The following is a 21,118-nucleotide window of genomic DNA, read 5'->3' as shown; positions in this document are numbered from 1 at the left end:
TTTAACTATTACTTATGAACGAATTTGCTCATATTGAATTAGATGAGAAAATATTTGCAGATCAAACCCTGCAATACATTCTAAAAAACCAAAATACAGCTTTAGGGAGTAGCCTATTTTTGGATATTTTAGACCCCAGAATTTCATATGGAGACCTAAATGATCACATTGAATTTTTGAAAGAGAGGTTATCTCATCTTATATTTTTTGTGGATTATGATACTGTCAAATTCAAAAATTCTCTAAGTGGGTTCAGTGACCATACCCATAGGACGACTAGGCTATTAAACAAAATAACGTCTGAAAAGGAGAACTTTTCAAAGGAAATATTTTGGGCAAACGCAAAAGAGGAAGAGAACTATCAGAAAATAAGTCAGTTTAATTGTTTTGAGGATAAGATCGTAAATGAAGCAAAGCTTTATAACGTATTAATCAATGCTCCTTTCTTTAATGTGAAAGGATGGATATTATATTATCAGACCTTACTAGATTTGAAATTTGCTGATTTTACTGAGAAAATTGTTTCCGGAAAGGCTATAATAAAATTCAAACCTTTCAAAGGAAAATATTTTATAGGAATTGAAACAGATTATCAGTTATGTAAAATTAATTTCAGAAAAGGCTGGTGGGAAGAACCAGCCTACCAACTTATTATCTTTGAGAAGATAGATGCTAAAAAGATAAAAAGAATAGTTACTTTTGAAAAATTTGTACATCCACATTTTAATCCTCCAACGTTTAGTTTTACTGGTTATTTTGGAACAAAAACAAGACAGGACATTAGTGAAATAGAAACTGTAACCGATGATGGTACAAGGAAAGAATTTTTAAATAATGGTACTGTAAGGTTGTATAATACTAACGAGTTTGAAGATGATTATAAACGGCATGCTTATTTCTATTATGACATGTTGTATCAGACAACACAGGAATACATAAAGTTTATAGAGGAATCTTTCGATTCAGAAGATTAATTATTATTTATAACTGACAAAAAGCAAAAGTAGGAGTATTCCTACTTTTGTTCTATTACGGAATGAAATCACCAATCATGTCCTTATTAGGCTATTATTGCGGCCGCAGGTTACATTATGTACAAAGTGGTGATGGGAGTTGCTACATGGGAATGTGCGGGTTGTGGCGCATGGGCATTACCTTAATTTTTATTAAAATAACTATTATTTATGAACAAATTTGCTCATATTGAATTGGATGAGAAAATATTTGCAGATCAAACTCTGCAATACATTCTTAAAAACCAAAATACCGCATTGGGAAGCAGTATTTTTCTAAGAATTTTAGATCCGAGAATTTCTTACGGTGACTTAAATGATCATATCAATTTTTTGGAAGAGCGACTATCCCATTTGGAATTTATTGTTGATTATAACACAGTAATATTCAAAAATAAGATGAGTACTTATCAGGTATTGGCAATAGATAACTTAGGGCATACCTATGATAATTCTACAATATTAACCCCATTAAAGTTGGAAAAAGAAACGTTTTCAAAAGAGATATTTTGGGCTAATCATAAAGAAGAGGAAATATATCAGCAAATAAGTCAATTTAAGTGTTTTGAAGATAAGATCGTAAATGAAGCAAAGCTTTATAATGTATTAGTCAACGGGCCTTTCTTTAATGTGAAAGGATGGATATTATATTATCAGGCCTTATTAGATTTGAAATTTGCTGATTTTACTGAGAAAATTGTTTCTGGAAAGACTATTATAAAATACAAACCTTTTAAAGGAAAATATTTTGTAGGAATTGAAACAGATTATCAGTCTTGTAAAATTAATTTTAGAAAAGGCTGGTGGGAAGCCCCGGAATACAAACTTATTATCTTTGAGAAGACTGATAAAAAAAATATAAATAGAATAGTTATTTTTAATACGCTTGTACATCCACATTTTGATCCCCCAACGTTTAGTTTTGGTGCTTTTTTTGGAGCTAAAACAATTTACAAAGTCAGTGATCTAGAAATTGTAATAGATGATGGTACAAGGAAAGAATTTTTAAATAATGGTACTGTAAGGTTGTATAATACGAACGAGTTTGAAGATGATTATAAACGGCATGTTTATTTCTATTATGACATGTTGTATCAGACAACAAAGGAATACATAAAGTTTATAGAAGAATCTTTCGATTCAGAAGATTAATTATTATTATTATAACTGACAAAAAGCAAAAGTAGGAGTATTCCTACTTTTGTTCTATTACGCAGGGAAACCATATGAAATTGGGCTGACAGAAGTTATGGAGCGCTGTACAAGGTGGTGCTATTGGCGGAGCAGCAATCTCAGGAACATTAGGAAATATAGCCAGCAACCCCGGAGCCATTAAGTTTGTATTGCCAAGTGTCGTGTCAGGAGGGCTGAGCTCTGTTTTTGCAGGCGGTAATTTCTTAGGTGGTGATGTTGGTGGGTTATCCTTATAGTAGCAATATATTTACCAACAAAATTACTTCTACTGATGGAATTAGCACTGCATATAAATATATTATTTCTCCGGATTATATTGATTTTTTCTTTATCCATTTCTTCTCGATTGCCTTTTTACGGTTGCTCTCCATTTCCAAATTGAGCGAACATTTGGTCATCGTTCTAATCTTCCTTACCCCTGGATTCAGCAGGCTGATCAGTTTGCAGACTTTCAAGAATTGATTGTGGGCTTTTGCACTTATATTATTGTGTTTAGAGTGCCTGCAAGTTATAAAAATACTTGCCCTATTTGCCCATTGACAGTGATCCTGATAAAGGATTCCGCAATGGTAATTAGCCACAAAATATCTAAGATTCTAAAGAACATAAAGAATTTATAACAAAACAATAGAACAGTATATTTTTATTGTGATCCGACGTGTCCAGATAGAACTTAAGGAGGGGGAACAGAGGAGGGCATGAAAGATTATAAATTAAGAGCATGGATTTCATTTATAGTGAGTTACTTCCTTTTATAATGATTTTTTGAAGGCCAATTAGAGCTAATTAGAGCCAAATAAAGCCACACGAAGCCATATTGAAGCAAATTATGTAGTATAATAATACTTTGCTAGCCCCTTAGATTGATAAGACAGTCTAAGAAACTAGTAAGCTTCAAGTACTGGCATGAAAAAGAAAAAAAGCATTAGTAAGCCCATCAAGGGACCGCTTGATGTAAATGAGTTTGGACATTTAATAACGATCAAAGAGATTCCGTTAGAAAAAGCTATGGAATTATTACACAATGCCGGTATTGAGGTTGAGATGGATGAAGCGGAAGAAATTATGGCATTTCTTTATCTTTTAACCAAAATAACTTTAAAAGAATTTTTCTCACCTGCTTGATATTTTGTAACTTAGCTGTGAAATGTTGAGCACAACTTTAAGAAATTTACCTATCCATACCACATTAAATTATACTAATCAAACTGTTATTCGCTCGCATTTTATTCCACTCAACTAATTTTTTAATAAAATATACGATCATGATAATCGCTGATTTATACATCAGAGTTTCTACTGATGAGCAGGCGGATAAAGGCTATTCTCAAAGAGATCAAGAGGAAAGGCTCCGCAAGCATTGCTTTACACATAATATTACGATAGGGGAGGTCATTATTGAGGATCACTCAGCTAAGACCTTTACGCGTCCCAAGTGGATTGATTACCTAAAATACCTTAAAAAGAAAAGTACTAAAACTAAACTGGTATTATTCACTAAGTGGGATAGATTTAGCAGGAACACCAGTGACGCCTATCAGATGATCACTCAATTGCATAGTCTTGGTGTTTCAGCGCAGGCTATTGAACAACCTCTTGATATGTCTATTCCTGAAAACAAGCTATTATTAGCAATCTATTTGTCTACACCCGAAGTAGAAAATGACCGTAGGGCGCTGAATGTGTTTTATGGAATGCGACGGGCCAAGAAAGAGGGGAGAATGATGGGAACTGCACCTTATGGTTATTTAAACAGAAGTATGGAAGATGGTAAAAAATATGTAGCTGTAAAGGAGCCTGAAGCATCAAATATAATTTGGGCTTTTAACGAGGTTTCTAAAGGCTTTTTACCATCCGAACATGTGAGAATCCAAATGAATGAAAGAGGAGGAAGACAGATTACAAGAAATGCTTTTATTGAAGCTTTAAGAAACCCTGTGTACTGTGGAAGAATATATATAAAGGGACACAAGCAAGAGGAGGAGTATTATATAAAAGGGAAACATGAAGCGTTGATTAGTGAGGCTTTATTTTATAAAGTACAACAGGTTATGAATGGCAGGAAACAAGTTGAAAGACCTAGCGGGAAGGTTCTTTCAAATGAACGCTATCCACTCAGGGGTCTGTTAACTTGTCCGAAATGTGGTAACAATCTAACAGCCAGTGGTTCTAAAGGAAAAGCTAAAATATATTACTATTACCACTGTAACTGGAAATGCGGATTTCGTGTCAGCTCAGAATTATTGAATGAGGCATTTGAAAAAGAACTCTTAAAATATGAATTTAATCCTGGTATTAAAGACATATTAAAAACTTTACTATTAAACAATTATAGGGCATTTACAGGAGGAATTGATGAAAATAAAAAAGCTATATCACGAGAAATAGAGGCACTAAACGGAAAGATTACTAAAGCAAGAGATCTATTCCTATCAGACAAAATAGATGAAGAAGATTATCGTGAAGTGAAGAAAAGCTGTAAAGAGCAGATTGATCAATTGGAAGATAAAGTTAGTTTTATAATAACAGAATCAAAGGCACTTAATATACCAGCAAAACTCGATAAAGCACTAGATGCCATCTCAACTATATCAAAACTGTATGTACAGGGCGATTTAGAGACTAAAAGAAAGATTGCGTGTTCGATTTATCCCGAAAAACTGGTTTTTAATGGAACGTCTTTTCAAACACCTAAAATTAACCCAATTGCAGATTATATCTTTTTGATAAACAAAGAGTTAGGTAAAAAAAAAGACCGACAGGAAATTTCTAAAATTTCTACTGTCAGTCGTGTGAGCGCGAAAGGATTCGAACCTTTGACCGTCTGCTTAGAAGGCAGATGCTCTATCCAGCTGAGCTACGCACCCATTGAGTAGTTTTGAGAAAACTACTAAAACAGTCGGGGCGGCAGGATTCGAACCTGCGACCTCCTGGTCCCAAACCAGGCGCGATGACCGGACTACGCTACGCCCCGAAGGTGTCACCAATAACGAATTTTACTTCGTTTTTAGGGTTGCAAATTTGCAATTCTTTTTTTAATAAAAAAATAAAATAAAGGATAATTTTTAATTAATTTTTCATGAAACCTTTTTCATTACCTTTAGCCTGTTAATAACCATTGATTTAGCCTACTTTAAAAATGATTAAAAAAAAATCGCTTTTTTTGTTCACATTAAACATTCTTATCCCAAAATATAAAAAAACAGCTTTGAAAACGGGAGTTCATTTTCTTCTGCTCAGTTGTTTTTTGATGATGATGTATTCTTGTTGCAGGAATGAAAAATTTATAATCTATAAAATTGCCAATATATCTCTTAGTTTACCCGAATCATTTGCCGTTAAGCAAGAACACGCCATAGACTCAAGGGTATATAGCATCAATACAGGAAACAAACGTATTGGCTATATTTATTATGGTGATTATAAACCCTTTGAAGAAGATAATTATATGGTTACAGTGGAACCTGAAATTTTTGAAAAGTTTAAGAATAACAGAGAAATTAAAGCCTATTTATCTGATAATTCTGATAGAGATTACAAAAATGGAATTTATAACGTTAATTATTATTACTACGATACCATCAATAAGCACAGGGCTCAAATTATGCTGCCTAAAAAAATGGATAAAGGATCTATCGGTGTTCATTTTGATAGTGTAGATATTCACAAAAATAAGATGGCTATTATTGTTAGCGACATCAGCGAAGAGAATAAAGAGGTATTTTTAAAAGTCTTTAAAACCATTAAAATCAATCCGTAAATATTTCAATCTATGAAATCATGGCTGTTATTTCTCAGGTCTATTATTACGCTTTTCGCGGTGTTTTGTTTTCTTGTTTCCTGTAATAAGGAATACTCAAGTTCATACGGATACGATCATGTTAAAGTTTATGAATATAATAAAAAGCCTTGGGACTCTGATGCTTCAAAAAATAAATTATACCTAAGTGAAGTATCTGACCAAGACCGTATTCTTTATCCGAAAATAGGAAAATTGAATTTTACCCTTATAGATTCTTTAAAGCCCAGCCAGAAAATTGACTCAATACTATTTAAAGGAAAGTATGAAGAATACTTTCCAAGACCAAACTGCCCGGCGGGGAATAATTATATCTTACTATTTTACAAAGAAGATATTTTAAAGTATGTTGCTAAGTTTAGTGATTATTGTGATGAGTTTTTTTTAATCAACTATACAAATCGGCTATAAAGATTTTATGAAGCTGGTAAAATCTGATCAATAAATATTAAAAGTCGATTATGAATAAAATTTTTAAACTTAAGTAAGACATGATCATTACTAAACTACATATAATTGATTGGTATGATGATATTATAACGTCGGTTATTTCATTTGAAAATGAGAGGTATATATTTAACTGTATTCAGAAAAATAGTAATGGAGACAAAACATATTATTGTGTGAAAATAGATGAAGAATCGTTTAAACAAATTGGAAATATAATAGATAACAAGATTCTTACTAGAAGTGATTGGAATATTATAAATCTGATTTTTGAAAAGAACAATAAAAAGGATAAAGTTTTTTTACTAAGCACAGAATCATTATTTGTTGGCCTGGATATTATTTTTAGCAAAGCAGGGAGTTCAGATATCATAAATATAAAGTTTCCTTTTGATATTTCAACGCTATATACTTGTCCGGGTATTAAAAATTTGTAAAAGCAGGTAGATATGTTGAACCACGATTTTATGATTATGGTTTTCAAAAGAGATATGATGTTTCCCGGACAACTAATCCATCAAAAACGCAAAGATTGTTTGATGGAGCTTTAGAATATAGAGTTAACGTGCCTGGTGAAAAAGATGATTATAGAATATTATATAAAGCAAGTATAAATGAAAAAACAGGTAAATGGGAAGAACATGTAGGATATACCTTTGATCATTATGAATCAATACACGAATATAAAAAGAAAGATTAGTATTATGGATTTATTAGAAATATCCCTTAGGATTGATGAAAAAGAATTTTTTAAATGTAATTATATTCAATTAGTTCCTTACTCCAGAACTTCTTTACGAACAGTAATTTTTAAAAATATTAAATTAATTAATAAAGATATTGATTTACTAAGTGGAGAGTATGACTTTTATGTAGCATATAAAAATCAAAAACTAGAACGAGGTGAAATTAATTGGTTTGATATGTACATGATTTTTTCTGACATATTTACAAGAGATATTAATGATGGGGATGATATCGAGATTAAATCAATAATGTCACATGATAAACATATTTTTTATAAACAAGACGTCATTGATATATACAACTTATGGCAACATAATAAAGAAATAAATTGGAATGAAATAGATACTGATTTTAAATACTCATACGTATCAGCTTGTTTTTATTGGTCAAAAACTCCTTCCAAATTCATTAATTATGAAATAGCAATTGACTGTCTTATGATAAAAGAACAAATTGATTTATTTTATTATTTAGGAAAAGAAATATTTGGAGAAAGAGCGTACTGTGGTTCAAATTTCTATCAGTTTGAGGATTGTATTTCAATGATATGTGCCAAAGGGCCACAAGAACTACCTTTTATTCTTTTTAAAAATTTTAATAAATTAAACTCTGAAAATATTATTAATGATATAAAACATTTAATAACATTTTTTAGATCTAAAAAAATGACAGTAGAATTTTAGATACTCCCACTCCACAAAGTCTCCCAACTTTGAGGTAAAAAAAGTCAAATAACTTAATTCAATATTAAAAAAAACCTCGCAAAATGCGAGGTTTTTTAATTAAACAAGACCCACTAATTCCTATATTTGCCGCATGAAACGATTAATGCTGCTGTACGTACTTTTCCCTGTATTTCTATTCTCACAGACAACCGGAAAAGTGATCAAAATTTCAGACGGAGATACCATTACTTTACTGCTTAAAGGCAATCAACAAAAAAAAATCAGACTGGCCGAAGTCGACTGTCCGGAAAGTGGACAAGCGTTTGGGAAAAATGCCAAACAATTTACTTCTGCTCAGGTCTTCGGGAAAACCGTAAGTTTTGTTGAAACCACTACAGATCGCTATGGCAGATCTATTGCGAAAGTATATTATGACAATGGAAAATACCTTTCCAAGGAGCTTATCAAAGCTGGATTGGGATGGTGGTATTTCTCTTATTCCAAAGATGCTTCTTTGGGGAAGCTCCAGGAAAATGCACAGTATAGAAAAGCCGGTCTCTGGCAGGATGCTAATGCTGTAGCTCCCTGGGAATATAGAAAAATGAAGCGTGATGAGCTTAGAAAACAAAAATACGAAGCATCCAAAAACGAAACAAAAGTAAAAGGAGCAGCATAAATACCCCAAATCCGATAGGATAAATAAAGTTTTTGAAAAGAAGACTTAACGTAAGCTGAACCATTAATAGGGAAGTGTTATGTATGAAGATATATAAAAAAACCTCACAGCAAAGTTGTGAGGTTTTTTTAAGCTTGATCGAATTCCCCAGTTCTTTGTTATAAGAACTTAATGGGAGGTTGAAAAATATTGTTTAAGGATTAGATTTCACAGCATCGTACATCATTGAATCTTTTTGCTGATCGGTGTAATCGTATTTGTAATTATAAAATGAAGATTCCCAGTCTCCGTAACCTACATTGGGAATGATAATGAATTTCTTACCGAAATCATCTGCTGAATTTTTCACAGCAGCAGATCGTTCCGTCTCCGATTTTTTATCAAATATAGCTGAGAAGTCGGCAAGATTATCTCCTAACAGTAAAACAATATTGTAATTTTTAGCAATATCCTTTCTTCTGTTTTCCTTACTGCTTTCTTTTGATCTAAGGATAAGATTGGTATCGTTTTGAAGCGGGAAATTGTATTGTTTTAAGTTCTTCAGGGTTCCTTCACGTTCCTGCTCAATACGATTGGTCACATAGAAAACCTGAATTCCCTTACTTGCAGCATACTGATAGAACTCCTGAGAACCAGTAAGGGGTTTGGCAATCCCTTTTGCCGTCCATTCTTCCCATGTTTTCTGATCGTAATTCTTTCCCATCTTTGAACGTTCAACGGCGTAATAAGAATTATCTAAAAAAGTCTCGTCAATGTCTGAAACGATTGCTAAAGGTTTCTCTGATTTTTGTGCTAAAGCTTCATCCAGACGGAGTTTTGCAATGTTGTATGCCTGAAGACACAAGGCTTCATATTCTGCTGCTCTTTGCTGATAAAATGCAGCATATATTTTTCCGTCACGTCCAAGGTTTTGATAGGGCGTTCTTTGGGTGGAAGCTGTTGAAACTGGAGCTGTTGACGTACACGATAGTATCGAGATAAAGAAACAGCTTGCGATAATGAGATTAAAATTTTTCATTGAATTTGAATAGGAAAAGCAAAATTATAACAATTTGATTTTTATTACAACTATTTGTAGAGGTAAAAAGGAGACCGGTCATAAGAATATGCCAGCCTCCTACAAAATCAAATATATCTTTTAAAATTTTGTCTTTCTACTTTAAATCTTTCTTTCCCCCATTTTGCCAAGACTTTCTGTAATACTTCTAAGCCATGGTTTACTTCCAAATAATGATGTAATGAAAGTAAGAGAGCATTCAATTTCTCCACAGGAATTTTTTTGCGGTTCTTACTTTCAAAAAGATGCTGTGCTCCTCTTCTGGATAAGATAAAATCATTCAGATAGGGCTGATCGGGTTGAATAGGAAATATAGAAAGAATGCCTAACAGACTTAAATATTTAAACTTAATAAGCTTATTAAAACTGGTTTTAGCATCCATTGATCTATACAGCTCCTGAAATAGTTTAGTAGGAGTGATTTCTGCCTGATTCGATAAGAGGGTATGATGATTTCCAAATTCCTGTATCCAAAGAATATATTCCTGTATATCCCGGCATATGACAATTGCTTTGGAGTCGCTAAGATCAGAATATTTGTGATGCTCTCCCAGTCCCGCATTATCTTTTATGACAGGGATATTTTCCAAAAACCATTCCTGAAAAACCTCATAATGGGTACTTATATTTTCCCATTTCCACACTTTATTATTGTCAGTGTTTAAATACATTTTTCTAAGCAGGTTCCATTCATAATTGGGATGTTTTCCAATATAGGAGTATAAAAACAGCAGCCAGCATGCATCATCTGTTTCGCCATTCTGAAAATATTGAACTGCTAATTGTAACGGATCAAATGATGTACTTTCAGGATCTGAAAATTTTTGATCAATAGAATGTTGATTGGTTGTTTCCGATACTTTTTTTATCTCATGGGCTTCAAAGGTCATTAATGACACAAAATATTTCAGCTCTTCTGCATTATTCCCTATACTGATCGGGTGTACATTCTGATGGAATGACCTTATTTTTTGTTCCAGTTGTAGTCCAAATTCACCCCATAATACGTTCTCATTCTTTTCCATAATATTTTTCACCCAATTTTATTTTCTCTCTTCCATTTTCTAGTCTCCATTTGTTGGTATCCCGTAAAGAATAAGCGCAGCCACAATATTCCTGCATGTAGAATTCTTCTTCTTTACTTATTTCCAGCATTCGTTTTGAGCCGCCTTTTTTCCTCCAGTTATATGTCCAGTATGTAATTCCTTCATAATGGCTGGCTGCCTGTATACCGGAATCGTTGATTTGATCCATGTTTTTCCATCTGGAAATTCCCAACGAGCTGGAAATGATGTCAAATCCGTTTTCGTAGGCATATAATGCAGTACGTTCAAAGCGCATATCAAAACACATGGTGCATCGGATTCCTCTCTCAGGTTCCCATTCCATCCCTTTGGCTCTGGCAAACCAATCGTCAACATCATAATCAGCATCAACAAAAGGAATGTTATGCTTTTCTGCAAAACGGATATTTTCTTCTTTCCTTAATTCATATTCTTTCTTTGGATGAATATTGGGATTGTGGAAAAAAATAGTAAAGTCAATATCCGAAGCGATTATTGCTTCCATGACCTCTCCCGAACAAGGAGCACAGCAGGAATGCAGAAGAAGCTTTTTACCACCTTCCGGCAAAACTAATTTCTCTCTTTCAAAATTCATTTTCTTTATTATTCTCCTTTAAAATCAGGACTTCTTTTTTCTATAAATGCCCCAATACCTTCATTGTGATCTTGCGTATCAAATAATTCTCCGAATAAAACGGCCTCCTGTTGTAAGCCTTCTGTGATATGTAATTCAATCCCTGTATTCAATGATTGCTTTGCTTTTGCTACAGCTGCAGGACCTCTTGAGGCAATCGTTGCCGCTAGTTTGTGAGCTTCATTCAATAGCCCTTCAGGGGTAATAACACGGTTTACAAATCCAAATTCTCTACAAGCTTCTGCTGAATAGAATTCACCGGAAAACACCATTTCCCTTGCTTTGTACAATCCGATGGCTCTTGGCAAACGCTGGGTTCCACCAAAACAGGGTAGTAGTCCAAGAGTTACTTCCGGTAATCCGAACTTAGCTTTTTCACTTGCCAGAATAATATCACAAGACAATGCCAGTTCACAGCCACCGCCCAATGCAAAACCATTTACAGCTGCGATAACAGCGAACGGTAATTCTTCAATGGAATTGAAAGCGGTTTGAGCCATAATCGAGAAATCTGTTGCTTCTTTTGGGGTCATGCCCTGCATTGCTTTGATATCAGCTCCTGCAACAAAAGCCTTTTCACCTGATCCGGTAATGATCAAAACACGAATGTCTTTGTTCAATTTGATTTGATCGGCAAATGATTTCAGTTCTTTTAAAACCGTTTCATTCAAAGAATTCAAAGCTTGTGGACGGTTTATGGTTAACGTGCCGATATGTCCTTCCTGCTGGTATAGTAATGTTTCAAAATTCATGATTATTGATGTTTGTTTAAGAATTGAATAATGCTTGAAAAATCGATTGTACCATTTCCGGCTTCACTCCATATTCTATAGAGGTTTAAAGCAGCATTTCCCAATGGGGTAGAGGTTCTGGTTTCCAGTCCTGCTTCTGCTGCCAATCCTAAATCCTTTGTCATTAAGTCTACTGCAAAACCTCCCGAATATTCTCTGGAAGCGGGCGCATTTTCCATAACTCCGGGGTATGGGTTGTAGACTTCCAGCGACCAGTTTCTGCCGGAGCTCTTCTGCATTATTTCACTTAATGTTTTAGGGTCCAAACCATGACGGACTCCTAAATTGATCGCTTCAGAGGTTCCAATCATGTGTACAGCCAATAGCATATTGTTACAGATTTTAGCAACCTGTCCCGCTCCTGAGTCTCCTGCATGGAAAATATTCTGTCCCATACATTTTAATAGGGGGCTTGCTTTTTCATAGTCTTTGGTCTTGCCTCCTACAATAAAAGTCAAGGTTCCTGCCTGCGCTCCTGCGGTACCTCCGGAAACGGGTGCGTCAATCATTTTACAGCCTTTTGAAGCTGCCAGCTGAGCAACAGAACGGGCGGTAACAGCGTCAATCGTACTGCTGTCAATCAATAAGGTATCGGGTTTCAGCTGGCTGATGAATTCTTCAGAATACAGTTCAGCAACGTGTTTGCCTGATGGCAGCATAGAGATGACCACATCTGCGTCTTTAGATGCTGCTAAAGCTGAATCGGAGATGTGTCCGCCTGCAGAAACTAATGCTTCTAAAGCAGAGCTGGAAAGGTCAAATCCAATAACGTTGTGGCCATTTTTTACCAGGTTTGCGGCCATTGGCCCACCCATATTTCCTAATCCTATAAATGCTATGTTCGCCATATTTATTCTTTTTTTCCTAAATTTTTTAATGGATGTTCTTCGTGAGACCAAAGTGGAGTAAAGTAACGGTCTACCCATTCTTTCGTAACATCATTTAATGTAGCCGGGTGCCATTGTGGAGATTGGTCTTTATCTACCAATAAAGCTCTTACGCCTTCTGCAAAATCAGGATGAATGCAGCATTGGCAGGACAAGTTCAGTTCGGATTGAAATACTTCCTCCAAACTTGCATTTTCACCTTGTTTCAATTGTCTGAAGATGATATTAGCTGAACTTGGAGAGCCCACTTCAAAGCTTTTAAATCCATGATTAATCCAATCATCTTTGTCAGGATGGTTGACCAGTATTTCTCTGAATTCTTCTAAAGAATTAACATCTTCAAATTGTTTAATGAAGGAATGGTGTATCTGTGCCTGTGATTCCGGAATATCTGTTTCTTTAGAGATATTTTCCAGGATAGCAGAAACGGTTTGATGATTATTTCCATTCCATTGCGCTTTTTCAAGAGCACCAAGGATGATTTCTTTTGCAGAAGACGGAATATAATAATCTGCCAATCCCAGAAACTTACAGTCTGCACCGTCTAATCTTGCTCCTGTTAATCCTAAATAAATTCCATAGGCGGAGGGCATTTTATTTAAAAACCAGGTTCCTCCTACATCCGGATACAAACCAATGGTGATTTCCGGCATTGCCAGTTTGCTTCGTTCTGTAACAATCCGGTGTGATGCCCCGACCATAATTCCGATTCCGCCACCCATGACAATTCCGTGCCCCCAAACGATGATCGGCTTCGGATACGTATGAATGGTATAGTCTACCTGATATTCCTTTGAAAAGAAATCAAAACATTGCTGAGGTATTTTTGTTCCATCAATGCTTTGTTGTTCAATAATAGCATCATGCAGCTTTCTTACATCTCCTCCAGCGCAGAGGGCTTTTTCACCTGCTCCCTGGATGAATAAGCAGGCTACTTCATCGGATGTTTTCCAGTCTTCCAAAACGGTTTTCAGTTCTTCGATCATTTCCAATGAAAGAGAATTGAGTGTTTTTTCGGAATTCAGGGTGATTATCCCGACTTTATTTTTTATTTCTGTTAGTATTAAGCTCATTTTTAATTTTTTGAATTAACGGATTTGTGATATTTCCCCTTCTTCTAAAATCTTTCTTGAAATCACCAGCTTCATAATTTCATTGGTTCCTTCTACCACCTGATGAATTCTGGCGTCACGCATAAGGCGTTCTACCGGGAAATCCTGGGTACATCCATATCCGCCCAATATTTGCAATGCTTCATTACAGATATTAAAGCACATATCGGTGGCCAGACGTTTTGCCATGGCGCAGTAAGTCGTGGCATTGGGATCTTTGGAATCTAATTTGAAAGCTGCTAAATGTACCATTTGCCGGGCGGCAACCAATTCTGTTGCCATATCAGCGATCTTAAATTGCATCGACTGAAATTGTGCCAGTGATTTTCCGAACTGCAATCTTTCATGCATATATTTTCGGGCCTGATTGATCGCTCCCTGTGCTGCTCCTACAGAACATGTTCCGATATTGATACGTCCGCCGTCCAGACCTTTCAATGCTATTTTAAATCCTTGTCCCAATTCACCTAAAAGGTTTTTTTCATCCACTTTCACATGATCAAAGAAAACAAATCGGGTAGGCTGAGTGTTCCATCCCAGTTTCTTCTCTTTCTCACCGAAACTGATTCCCTCAGTGTCAGCAGGTACAACAAAAGCACTGATCCCTTTGGACCCGGAATCTCCTGTACGGGCCATGACAATGAGTATATCACTTTCGCCTGCCCCGGAAATAAATGCTTTAGTCCCGGTAATGATATAGTTGTTATCTGCTTTTACGGCGGTTGTTTTTAAGGCTGCCGCATCTGAACCTGAACCCGGTTCTGTAAGACAATAGGAACCTAATAATTTTCCTGAAGCCAACCCCGGGCAAAGTTGCTTTCTGATCTCATCATTTCCAAATTCATCAATCATCCATGAGACCATATTGTGTATCGTAATGTAGGCGGTAGTGGAAGGGCAGGCTGCTGCCAGTTCTTCAAATATAATGGTTGCGTCTAATCGTGATAATCCCAAACCTTCTGCATCTTCACTGGTGTAAACACCACAAAAACCTAATGCTCCGGCTTTGGCAATTGCTTCTCTTGGGAATATCTTTTGAGCATCCCATTCCGAAGCATAAGGTGCCAGTTCTTTTTCAGCAAATTTTCTTGCTGCGTCCTGAAACGCCAGTTGATCTTCATTTAGGTTAAATTCCATGGAAAATTATTTTAAACTGATCGTCATATTCAAATCGCCTGCAGGGATATCTTCTTCAAACCAACGCGCTGTAATGGTTTTGGTTTCCGTATAAAAACGAACGCCTTGTTTTCCGTAAGAATGCAAATCACCAAAGAAAGATTTTCTCCATCCTGTAAAAGAGAAAAACGGTAATGGAACAGGAATCGGAAGGTTTACCCCAATTTGCCCCACTTCAATCTCGTGCTGGAATTTTCTTGCTGCCGCTCCCGAATTCGTGAAAATGGAAGTTCCGTTTCCGTAAGGGTTTGCATTGATTATTTTAATGGCTTCCTCTAATGTTTCCGCCTTTAACAGTAATAAAGCAGGTCCGAAAATTTCTTCTTTATAAATGTCCATATCTGTTGATACGTTATTGAACAACGTTGCGCCTACAAAATATCCGTTCTCATAGCCTTCTACTTTACAATCACTGCCATCCAGTAATACTTCGGCACCCTGATCATAAGCACTTTGGATCAATCTTAAAACTTTATCTTTTGACTGTTTATTGATCAGTGGACCAAATGCCGCAGATTCATCAGACCAGACTCCCGGCTTAATGGTGCTTAGAGCTTTTTTGATATCATCTACCCAATTTTGAGCTTCACCTACCAAAACAGCCACACTGATTGCCATACAACGCTGACCGGCCGCCCCGCAGGAAGCTCCTACCAAGTTGTTAATGACCTGTTCTTTATTGGCATCCGGCATGACTACCATGTGATTTTTTGCTCCACCAAAAGCCTGAACTCTTTTCAGATTATCTGTCCCTGTACGATAAACATGTTCTGCAACAGGAACGGAACCTACAAACGAAATGGCTTTGATTTCCGGATGGTTCAGAATATGATTTACCTGATCTTTTGATCCATGAACAATATTCAATACGCCTTTAGGAAAACCTGCCTGTAAAAATAATTCTGCCATTTTCATTGAGGTCATAGGGGTTTGCTCGGAGGGTTTCAGGATAAAGGTATTTCCGCATGCAATGGCCATAGGGAACATCCATAAAGGGATCATTGCCGGAAAGTTGAAAGGGGTAATTCCTGCACAAACACCCAGTGGCTGGATATAGCTGTAGGTATCGACACCTCTTGCAACATTTTCTACCGTTTCTCCCATCATGAGCGTTGGAATATTGCAGGCGTGTTCTACGACTTCAATTCCGCGCCATACATCTCCCATTGCATCAGGAAAAGTTTTTCCGTTTTCTTTGGACAGGATTTCGGCAATTTCTTTTTGATTTTCCTTTAAAAGCTGCTGGTATTTTAAAAAGAACCTTGCTCTTTCCGGAGTAGCAATCTCTTTCCATATTTTGAAGGCTTCTGTAGCTGCTTCTATGGCTTGGTCTATTTCAGACAATTCAGTCAGAGGGACTTCTGCAAGAATTTCTTGTGTAGCAGGGTTTTCTACGGGAAGATAGTCTGTAGCTTTGCTTTCTATAAAATCCCCGTTAATTAATATTTTTACTTTTTGTGACATGTTTTTTAGATTGAGAGTGAAAAGTTGAGAGTGAGTTTTCATTTTCACTCTCAACTTTTTTATTATTAAATTACCAGTAAATCAACAAACTCGTTGACATCGAGATTCACCAGAGTGTCGTATTCTAAAGAGTTTTCTAGTACAATTCTCTGTTGTTTTTCCGGGAATATTCTGGCAAGATTTACTTTATATTTTTTGATCAACTCCGGAATACCTTCATCTCTTCTGCGTTTGTGACCAATTGGGTATTCTACAACGATTTCGTCTAAAACAGTTCCGTCGTTTAGCTCTACAGTTAAAGCATTGGCAATAGAACGTTTTTCAGGATCATGATAATCCGTAGTGAATTGTACGTCTTCTACACATTCAATTTTATCACGAAGAATGTCGATTCTTGGATCTGATGCTACGTTATCTTCATAATCTGCTGCTGTCAATCTTCCGAAAATCAAAGGAACCGCCAGCATGTACTGAATAGCGTGGTCACGGTCAGCAGGATTGTTCAATGGTCCTTTTTTATCAATAATACGAATGCAGGCTTCGTGGGTACGGACTGTTATTTTTTTGATGTCTTCAGATGATTTTCCTGATTCTTTTAATTTGTGATGTAAGGTCATTGCAGCTTCTACAGCCGTTTGGGAATGGAATTCTGCAGGGAAAGAAATTTTAAACAATACATTTTCCATTACATAAGAACCATAGTCTCTCTGGAATTTGAATTCATTTCCTTTGAAAGATACATCATAGAATCCCCATGTTTTGGCAGTCAGTACAGATGGGTAGCCCATTTCGCCTGTTTTAGCAATTAATGCCAAACGTACAGCTCTTGATGTAGCATCTCCGGCAGCCCATGATTTACGACTTCCCGTATTGGGAGCGTGACGATATGTTCTTAAAGATTGTCCGTCAACAAATGCTAATGAAACGGCATTGATCAACTCATCACGAGTCAAACCTATTAATTTTCCGACAACGGCAGTAGATGCTAATTTTACCAATAATACGTGGTCTAACCCTACTTTGTTGAATGAATTTTCTAATGCTATAACTCCCTGAATCTCATGAGCCATAATCATAGCCTCCAAAACCTGTTTCATTTTTAAAGGAGACTTTCCTTCTGCAATATTCGTTCTTGAAAGCCAGTCAGCTGTCGCTAAAATTCCTCCCAGGTTATCTGAAGGGTGTCCCCATTCAGCAGCTAACCATGTATCATTGAAATCCAGCCAACGGATAATGGCACCGATGTTGAAAGCTGCCTGTACGGGATCTAACTGAAATTGCGTACCCGGAACTTTAGCACCATTCGGAACTACTGTTCCTTTTACAATAGGTCCTAAAAGCTTAGTACATGCTGGATAAGTCAACGCTTCCAATCCGCATCCGATGGTATCTAATAAACAATAATGAGCTGTTTTCCAGGCTAATTCGTTTTTAATTTCATAGTTTAATACATAGTCTGCAATATCTACTAATACCTGATCTGGTTGTGGTCTTTCGTTTGAAATGTGTGATGACATCTTTATTTTTTAAGTTTAATTATTAATTGAATTTTTTATTATCTGTTTTCGATGGAGACAAAGTCTTTATTTTCAGGACCTGTATAATTGGCGCTTGGACGGATGATTTTCCCATCCTGTCTTTGTTCAATAATGTGGGCGCTCCATCCTGTAACTCTTGAAATAACGAATAACGGAGTGAACATCAGGGTAGGAACTCCCATTTGGTGATAAGATACTGCGGAGAACCAATCCAGATTAGGGAACATTTTCTTTTCTTCCCACATGACACTTTCCAACCTTTCAGCGATGTTGTATAACAGCATATCTCCGGCTTCTTCGGAAAGTTCTTTGGCTACTTTTTTTATGACTACATTTCTAGGATCTGATATCGTGTAAACAGGGTGTCCAAATCCAATAATGACTTCTTTGTTGGCAATACGCTTTCTGATATCTTCTTCAGCTTCATCAGGAGAATGATAACGGCTTTGTATTTCAAAAGCCACTTCATTGGCTCCTCCATGTTTTGGACCTCTTAAAGCACCGATAGCGCCTGTGATACAGGAATAAAAATCTGAAGATGTACCGGCAATAACACGGGCCGTGAAAGTAGAAGCGTTAAACTCATGTTCAGCATACAGATTAAGAGATATCTCCATTGCTTTTATCCATGAATCAGGAGCTTTTTTGCCATGTAACAAATGAAGGAAATGTCCACCGATAGTATCGTCATCAGTCTCAACATCAATCTCTTTACCATTGTGGGTATAATGATACCAATATAAAAGTCCGGAACTGAATGATGCTAATAATTTATCAGCAATATCTCTTGCTCCTGCGACATTATGGTCATCTTTTTCAGGCTGAATACTACCAACTGCTGAAACCATTGAGCGCATAACATCCATTGGGTGTGCTGCTGCCGGAATACTTTTTAAGATATTTCTTACAGAATGAGGAAGACCTCTCAAAGATTTTAATTTGGCTTTATAGTTTTTCAACTGTGCTTCTGTAGGTAACTGGCCATAAATAAGAAGGTAAGCCACCTCTTCAAATTGTGTTTTTTCTGCAAGATCCAAAATATCGTAACCTCTGTAATGGAGGTCATTTCCGCTTTTTCCGACACTGCAAAGAGCGGTATTGCCTGCTGTAACTCCGGAAAGGGCTACACTTTTTTTAGGTTTAAATGTTGGTTCGCTATTTGTTGACATGAGTATTTTGTTTAAAAAGATTATCTAATTTTTGTTCATAATCGTGGTAGCCGATACTGTGATAAAGTTCTTCTCTTGTTTGCATAGTATCCAGTACGTTGGCTTGTGTTCCGTCTTTGCGAATATGATTGTATACATTTTGTGCCGCTTTATTAGCAGCCCGGAAGGCAGAAAGAGGGTAGAGGATGAGCCCGACACCTGCGTTTTTTAGCTCTTCTACCGTGTACATTTTAATCATCCCAAATTCTGTGATATTCGCAAGCACAGGAATTCCGGTAGCATCAACAAATTTTTGATAAAAACTTAAATCGGGTACTGCTTCAGCAAAAATGAAATCTGCACCCGCTTCTTTATAGGCTACGGCTCTTTCTAAAGTTTTTTCCAGTCCTTCATTGGCAAAAGCATCTGTTCTTGCGCCGATAACAAAGCTTTCATCGGTACGGGCATCTGCAGCAGCCTTAAGACGGTCTACCATTTCTTCTTTGCTTACGATTTCTTTTCCAGGCCTATGGCCACAACGTTTTGCACCCACCTGATCCTCGATGTGTACCGCTGCCGCTCCGGCTTTGATCAATGATTTAATAGTTCTGGCGACATTAAATGCAGAAGGCCCAAAACCTGTGTCGATATCTACCATTAGCGGCAAATCACAAATATTGGTAATACGCTGAACATCTATGAGCACATCATCCAGAGTGGTAATCCCTAAATCAGGAATTCCTAAAGACCCTGCTGCAACACCTCCTCCTGAAAGATAAATGGCATTAAAGCCAGCCTGCTGTGCCAATAATGCATGGTTTGCGTTAATGGCTCCAACAATCTGAAGGGGATTTTCTTTTTCCATTGCCTCCCGGAATTTCATGCCGGGAGATTTCCAATTTTCATTTTTGGTCATTATAATATTTTATTGTTGAGTTGAAATTTGTTTGCGAATGAGCAGAAGAGCTGTAAATGCTTATCTTATTAGTAAAAAAGGAAGGGTAGAAAAGGATTTTAGTAATCTTAAAATCACATTGATATTGAGGATTTTGCAAAGTTCTTGCTGTACAGGTCTGTAAAATAGAACTGTTGTTACTGCATGAATAATTAAGATTGTTTCGGTACACCTTATAACTTTTTACATTGATTAAACCTTATAAAAAGTTCTCAGTAAACTTCGCGGTGCTTTATTAGAAAAGAAAAATTACGGAAAGGGGGATACGAATTTGAGCCATGGAATAATGAGAACAACCTAATGCTCACTCGTAATCCATCTCAAAAAGTAATACAGATTGACAAAACAGTTTTATCACACTATATCCATAACGTATCATACCTGACTGTAAGCTTCAAATCGCGAAAGCATCGTCAATGCGAAATAGGCAGGTCTCCTGACTTGTAACGGTTTTTATCATCCTTCCCATATAAAAAATATACAGTGGATATCAATTGATAAAAACTTTATGTGTTACTTACAGTTGCGCGACAGTTCGTGATTTGCACACGATTCCCTTTTAATGCACACCTAAGTGTAACCAATTTCGGTTGATAAAGAAGGTTTTAAGAACTCCTTGGTGGTAAATATAGGTATTTTATAATAACGAAAAAGATATTTTATGTAATCAATAATTGTTTTGATTTAATATATTGAAAACGTTGTTGTTATGGGGTTTATTTATGAGATGAATGGATTAATTATATTGTTA

At 36.2% G+C, this 21,118-nt stretch carries 19 protein-coding genes, 2 tRNA genes, 1 pseudogene and 1 riboswitch; of the genes and pseudogenes, 9 read left to right on the top strand and 13 right to left on the bottom strand.

What is annotated here, in order from left to right; genetic code table 11:
• Positions 1-14 precede the first annotated feature (14 nt).
• The 4 genes and pseudogenes from LF886_RS19075 to LF886_RS19060 form a co-directional block, all read left to right on the top strand.
• Positions 15-974: a hypothetical protein gene (locus LF886_RS19075; RefSeq protein ID WP_236851149.1), complete on the top strand. Its 960-nt coding sequence runs from the start codon at positions 15-17 to the stop codon at positions 972-974.
• Between the two features lie 210 nt (positions 975-1,184).
• Positions 1,185-2,165 carry a hypothetical protein gene (locus LF886_RS19070; RefSeq protein WP_236851148.1) on the top strand — a complete coding sequence of 327 codons (981 nt, stop codon included), beginning with the start codon at positions 1,185-1,187 and terminating at the stop codon, positions 2,163-2,165.
• Between the two features lie 948 nt (positions 2,166-3,113).
• Entirely contained in the window at positions 3,114-3,332 is a 219-nt protein-coding gene (locus LF886_RS19065) for a hypothetical protein (protein ID WP_236851147.1), read from the top strand.
• A 140-nt stretch (positions 3,333-3,472) separates the two neighbouring features.
• A pseudogene (locus LF886_RS19060) lies at positions 3,473-4,414 on the top strand (recombinase family protein); the annotation flags it as partial.
• 586 nt (positions 4,415-5,000) lie between these two features.
• Here the strand turns inward: LF886_RS19060 and LF886_RS19055 are convergent.
• Both LF886_RS19055 and LF886_RS19050 read right to left on the bottom strand, forming a co-directional pair.
• Positions 5,001-5,074 (bottom strand) — tRNA-Arg (locus LF886_RS19055).
• A 32-nt stretch (positions 5,075-5,106) separates the two neighbouring features.
• Positions 5,107-5,181 (bottom strand) — tRNA-Pro (locus LF886_RS19050).
• 165 nt (positions 5,182-5,346) lie between these two features.
• Here LF886_RS19050 and LF886_RS19045 point away from each other — a divergent pair.
• The 5 genes from LF886_RS19045 to LF886_RS19025 all read left to right on the top strand — a co-directional run bounded on the left by LF886_RS19045 (position 5,347) and on the right by LF886_RS19025 (position 8,541).
• Positions 5,347-5,967, top strand: coding sequence for a hypothetical protein (locus tag LF886_RS19045; RefSeq protein ID WP_236851146.1), 621 nt, complete (start codon positions 5,347-5,349; stop codon positions 5,965-5,967).
• Between the two features lie 530 nt (positions 5,968-6,497).
• Positions 6,498-6,890, top strand: coding sequence for a hypothetical protein (locus tag LF886_RS19040; protein ID WP_236851145.1), 393 nt, complete (start codon positions 6,498-6,500; stop codon positions 6,888-6,890).
• 95 nt (positions 6,891-6,985) lie between these two features.
• A complete protein-coding gene (locus tag LF886_RS19035; RefSeq protein ID WP_236851144.1) occupies positions 6,986-7,153 on the top strand; it encodes a hypothetical protein in 168 nt (55 codons plus the stop codon).
• A gap of 4 nt (positions 7,154-7,157) precedes the next feature.
• The gene (locus LF886_RS19030) at positions 7,158-7,883 is read left to right on the top strand and encodes a hypothetical protein (RefSeq protein WP_236851143.1); all 726 of its coding nucleotides are present in this window, start codon (positions 7,158-7,160) and stop codon (positions 7,881-7,883) included.
• Between the two features lie 133 nt (positions 7,884-8,016).
• On the top strand, positions 8,017-8,541 hold the full coding sequence (locus LF886_RS19025) for a thermonuclease family protein (RefSeq protein ID WP_236851142.1): 525 nt from the start codon (positions 8,017-8,019) through the stop codon (positions 8,539-8,541).
• A gap of 193 nt (positions 8,542-8,734) precedes the next feature.
• Here LF886_RS19025 and LF886_RS19020 read toward each other — a convergent pair whose 3' ends face one another.
• The 11 genes from LF886_RS19020 to prpB all read right to left on the bottom strand — a co-directional run bounded on the left by LF886_RS19020 (position 8,735) and on the right by prpB (position 20,328).
• Positions 8,735-9,559, bottom strand: a complete 825-nt coding sequence (locus tag LF886_RS19020; RefSeq protein ID WP_236851141.1) for a 5'-nucleotidase, lipoprotein e(P4) family — start codon at positions 9,557-9,559, stop codon at positions 8,735-8,737.
• A gap of 107 nt (positions 9,560-9,666) precedes the next feature.
• A complete protein-coding gene (locus LF886_RS19015; protein WP_236851140.1) occupies positions 9,667-10,623 on the bottom strand; it encodes a hypothetical protein in 957 nt (318 codons plus the stop codon).
• On the bottom strand, positions 10,610-11,257 hold the full coding sequence (locus tag LF886_RS19010) for an epoxyqueuosine reductase QueH (protein WP_236851139.1): 648 nt from the start codon (positions 11,255-11,257) through the stop codon (positions 10,610-10,612). Before LF886_RS19010 ends, LF886_RS19015 begins: the two co-directional genes overlap by 14 nt.
• Positions 11,258-11,265: 8 nt before the next feature.
• Entirely contained in the window at positions 11,266-12,048 is a 783-nt protein-coding gene (locus LF886_RS19005; protein WP_236851138.1) for an enoyl-CoA hydratase/isomerase family protein, read from the bottom strand.
• A 2-nt stretch (positions 12,049-12,050) separates the two neighbouring features.
• Positions 12,051-12,935, bottom strand: a complete 885-nt coding sequence (mmsB, locus tag LF886_RS19000; protein WP_236851137.1) for a 3-hydroxyisobutyrate dehydrogenase — start codon at positions 12,933-12,935, stop codon at positions 12,051-12,053.
• A gap of 2 nt (positions 12,936-12,937) precedes the next feature.
• Entirely contained in the window at positions 12,938-14,047 is a 1,110-nt protein-coding gene (locus tag LF886_RS18995; protein ID WP_236851136.1) for an enoyl-CoA hydratase/isomerase family protein, read from the bottom strand.
• A 15-nt stretch (positions 14,048-14,062) separates the two neighbouring features.
• Entirely contained in the window at positions 14,063-15,223 is a 1,161-nt protein-coding gene (locus tag LF886_RS18990; RefSeq protein ID WP_236851135.1) for an acyl-CoA dehydrogenase family protein, read from the bottom strand.
• Positions 15,224-15,229: 6 nt separating this feature from the next.
• Entirely contained in the window at positions 15,230-16,726 is a 1,497-nt protein-coding gene (locus LF886_RS18985) for a CoA-acylating methylmalonate-semialdehyde dehydrogenase (RefSeq protein ID WP_236851134.1), read from the bottom strand.
• Positions 16,727-16,791: 65 nt separating this feature from the next.
• Entirely contained in the window at positions 16,792-18,243 is a 1,452-nt protein-coding gene (locus tag LF886_RS18980; protein WP_236851133.1) for a bifunctional 2-methylcitrate dehydratase/aconitate hydratase, read from the bottom strand.
• 38 nt (positions 18,244-18,281) lie between these two features.
• A complete protein-coding gene (prpC, locus tag LF886_RS18975; protein ID WP_103233349.1) occupies positions 18,282-19,433 on the bottom strand; it encodes a 2-methylcitrate synthase in 1,152 nt (383 codons plus the stop codon).
• A complete protein-coding gene (prpB, locus tag LF886_RS18970) occupies positions 19,420-20,328 on the bottom strand; it encodes a methylisocitrate lyase (RefSeq protein WP_236851132.1) in 909 nt (302 codons plus the stop codon). The genes prpC and prpB overlap by 14 nt, the downstream gene beginning before the upstream one ends.
• Before the next feature lie 447 nt (positions 20,329-20,775).
• Positions 20,776-20,967, bottom strand: a riboswitch (cobalamin riboswitch).
• Positions 20,968-21,118: the final 151 nt, after the last annotated feature.

It is taken from the genome of Chryseobacterium sp. MEBOG07, from assembly GCF_021869745.1.
In the GTDB taxonomy this organism is placed as follows: Bacteria; Bacteroidota; Bacteroidia; order Flavobacteriales; family Weeksellaceae; genus Chryseobacterium; species Chryseobacterium viscerum.
This window is presented reverse-complemented; position numbering and strand designations above follow the sequence as displayed.

Bases quoted from the DNA above. Each gene is read 5' to 3' on its own strand.
- LF886_RS19010 (WP_236851139.1), bottom strand. From the start codon at position 11,257: ATGAATTTTGAAAGAGAGAAATTAGTTTTGCCGGAAGGTGGTAAAAAG.
- LF886_RS19025 (WP_236851142.1), top strand. From the start codon at position 8,017: ATGAAACGATTAATGCTGCTGTACGTACTTTTCCCTGTATTTCTATTC.
- prpB (WP_236851132.1), bottom strand. From the start codon at position 20,328: ATGACCAAAAATGAAAATTGGAAATCTCCCGGCATGAAATTCCGGGAG.
- LF886_RS19045 (WP_236851146.1), top strand. From the start codon at position 5,347: ATGATTAAAAAAAAATCGCTTTTTTTGTTCACATTAAACATTCTTATC.
- prpC (WP_103233349.1), bottom strand. From the start codon at position 19,433: ATGTCAACAAATAGCGAACCAACATTTAAACCTAAAAAAAGTGTAGCC.
- LF886_RS19065 (WP_236851147.1), top strand. From the start codon at position 3,114: ATGAAAAAGAAAAAAAGCATTAGTAAGCCCATCAAGGGACCGCTTGAT.
- LF886_RS18980 (WP_236851133.1), bottom strand. From the start codon at position 18,243: ATGTCATCACACATTTCAAACGAAAGACCACAACCAGATCAGGTATTA.
- LF886_RS19030 (WP_236851143.1), top strand. From the start codon at position 7,158: ATGGATTTATTAGAAATATCCCTTAGGATTGATGAAAAAGAATTTTTT.
- LF886_RS19075 (WP_236851149.1), top strand. From the start codon at position 15: ATGAACGAATTTGCTCATATTGAATTAGATGAGAAAATATTTGCAGAT.
- LF886_RS19070 (WP_236851148.1), top strand. From the start codon at position 1,185: ATGAACAAATTTGCTCATATTGAATTGGATGAGAAAATATTTGCAGAT.
- LF886_RS19005 (WP_236851138.1), bottom strand. From the start codon at position 12,048: ATGAATTTTGAAACATTACTATACCAGCAGGAAGGACATATCGGCACG.
- LF886_RS19040 (WP_236851145.1), top strand. From the start codon at position 6,498: ATGATCATTACTAAACTACATATAATTGATTGGTATGATGATATTATA.
- LF886_RS19020 (WP_236851141.1), bottom strand. From the start codon at position 9,559: ATGAAAAATTTTAATCTCATTATCGCAAGCTGTTTCTTTATCTCGATA.
- mmsB (WP_236851137.1), bottom strand. From the start codon at position 12,935: ATGGCGAACATAGCATTTATAGGATTAGGAAATATGGGTGGGCCAATG.
- LF886_RS18985 (WP_236851134.1), bottom strand. From the start codon at position 16,726: ATGTCACAAAAAGTAAAAATATTAATTAACGGGGATTTTATAGAAAGC.
- LF886_RS18995 (WP_236851136.1), bottom strand. From the start codon at position 14,047: ATGAGCTTAATACTAACAGAAATAAAAAATAAAGTCGGGATAATCACC.
- LF886_RS19015 (WP_236851140.1), bottom strand. From the start codon at position 10,623: ATGGAAAAGAATGAGAACGTATTATGGGGTGAATTTGGACTACAACTG.
- LF886_RS18990 (WP_236851135.1), bottom strand. From the start codon at position 15,223: ATGGAATTTAACCTAAATGAAGATCAACTGGCGTTTCAGGACGCAGCA.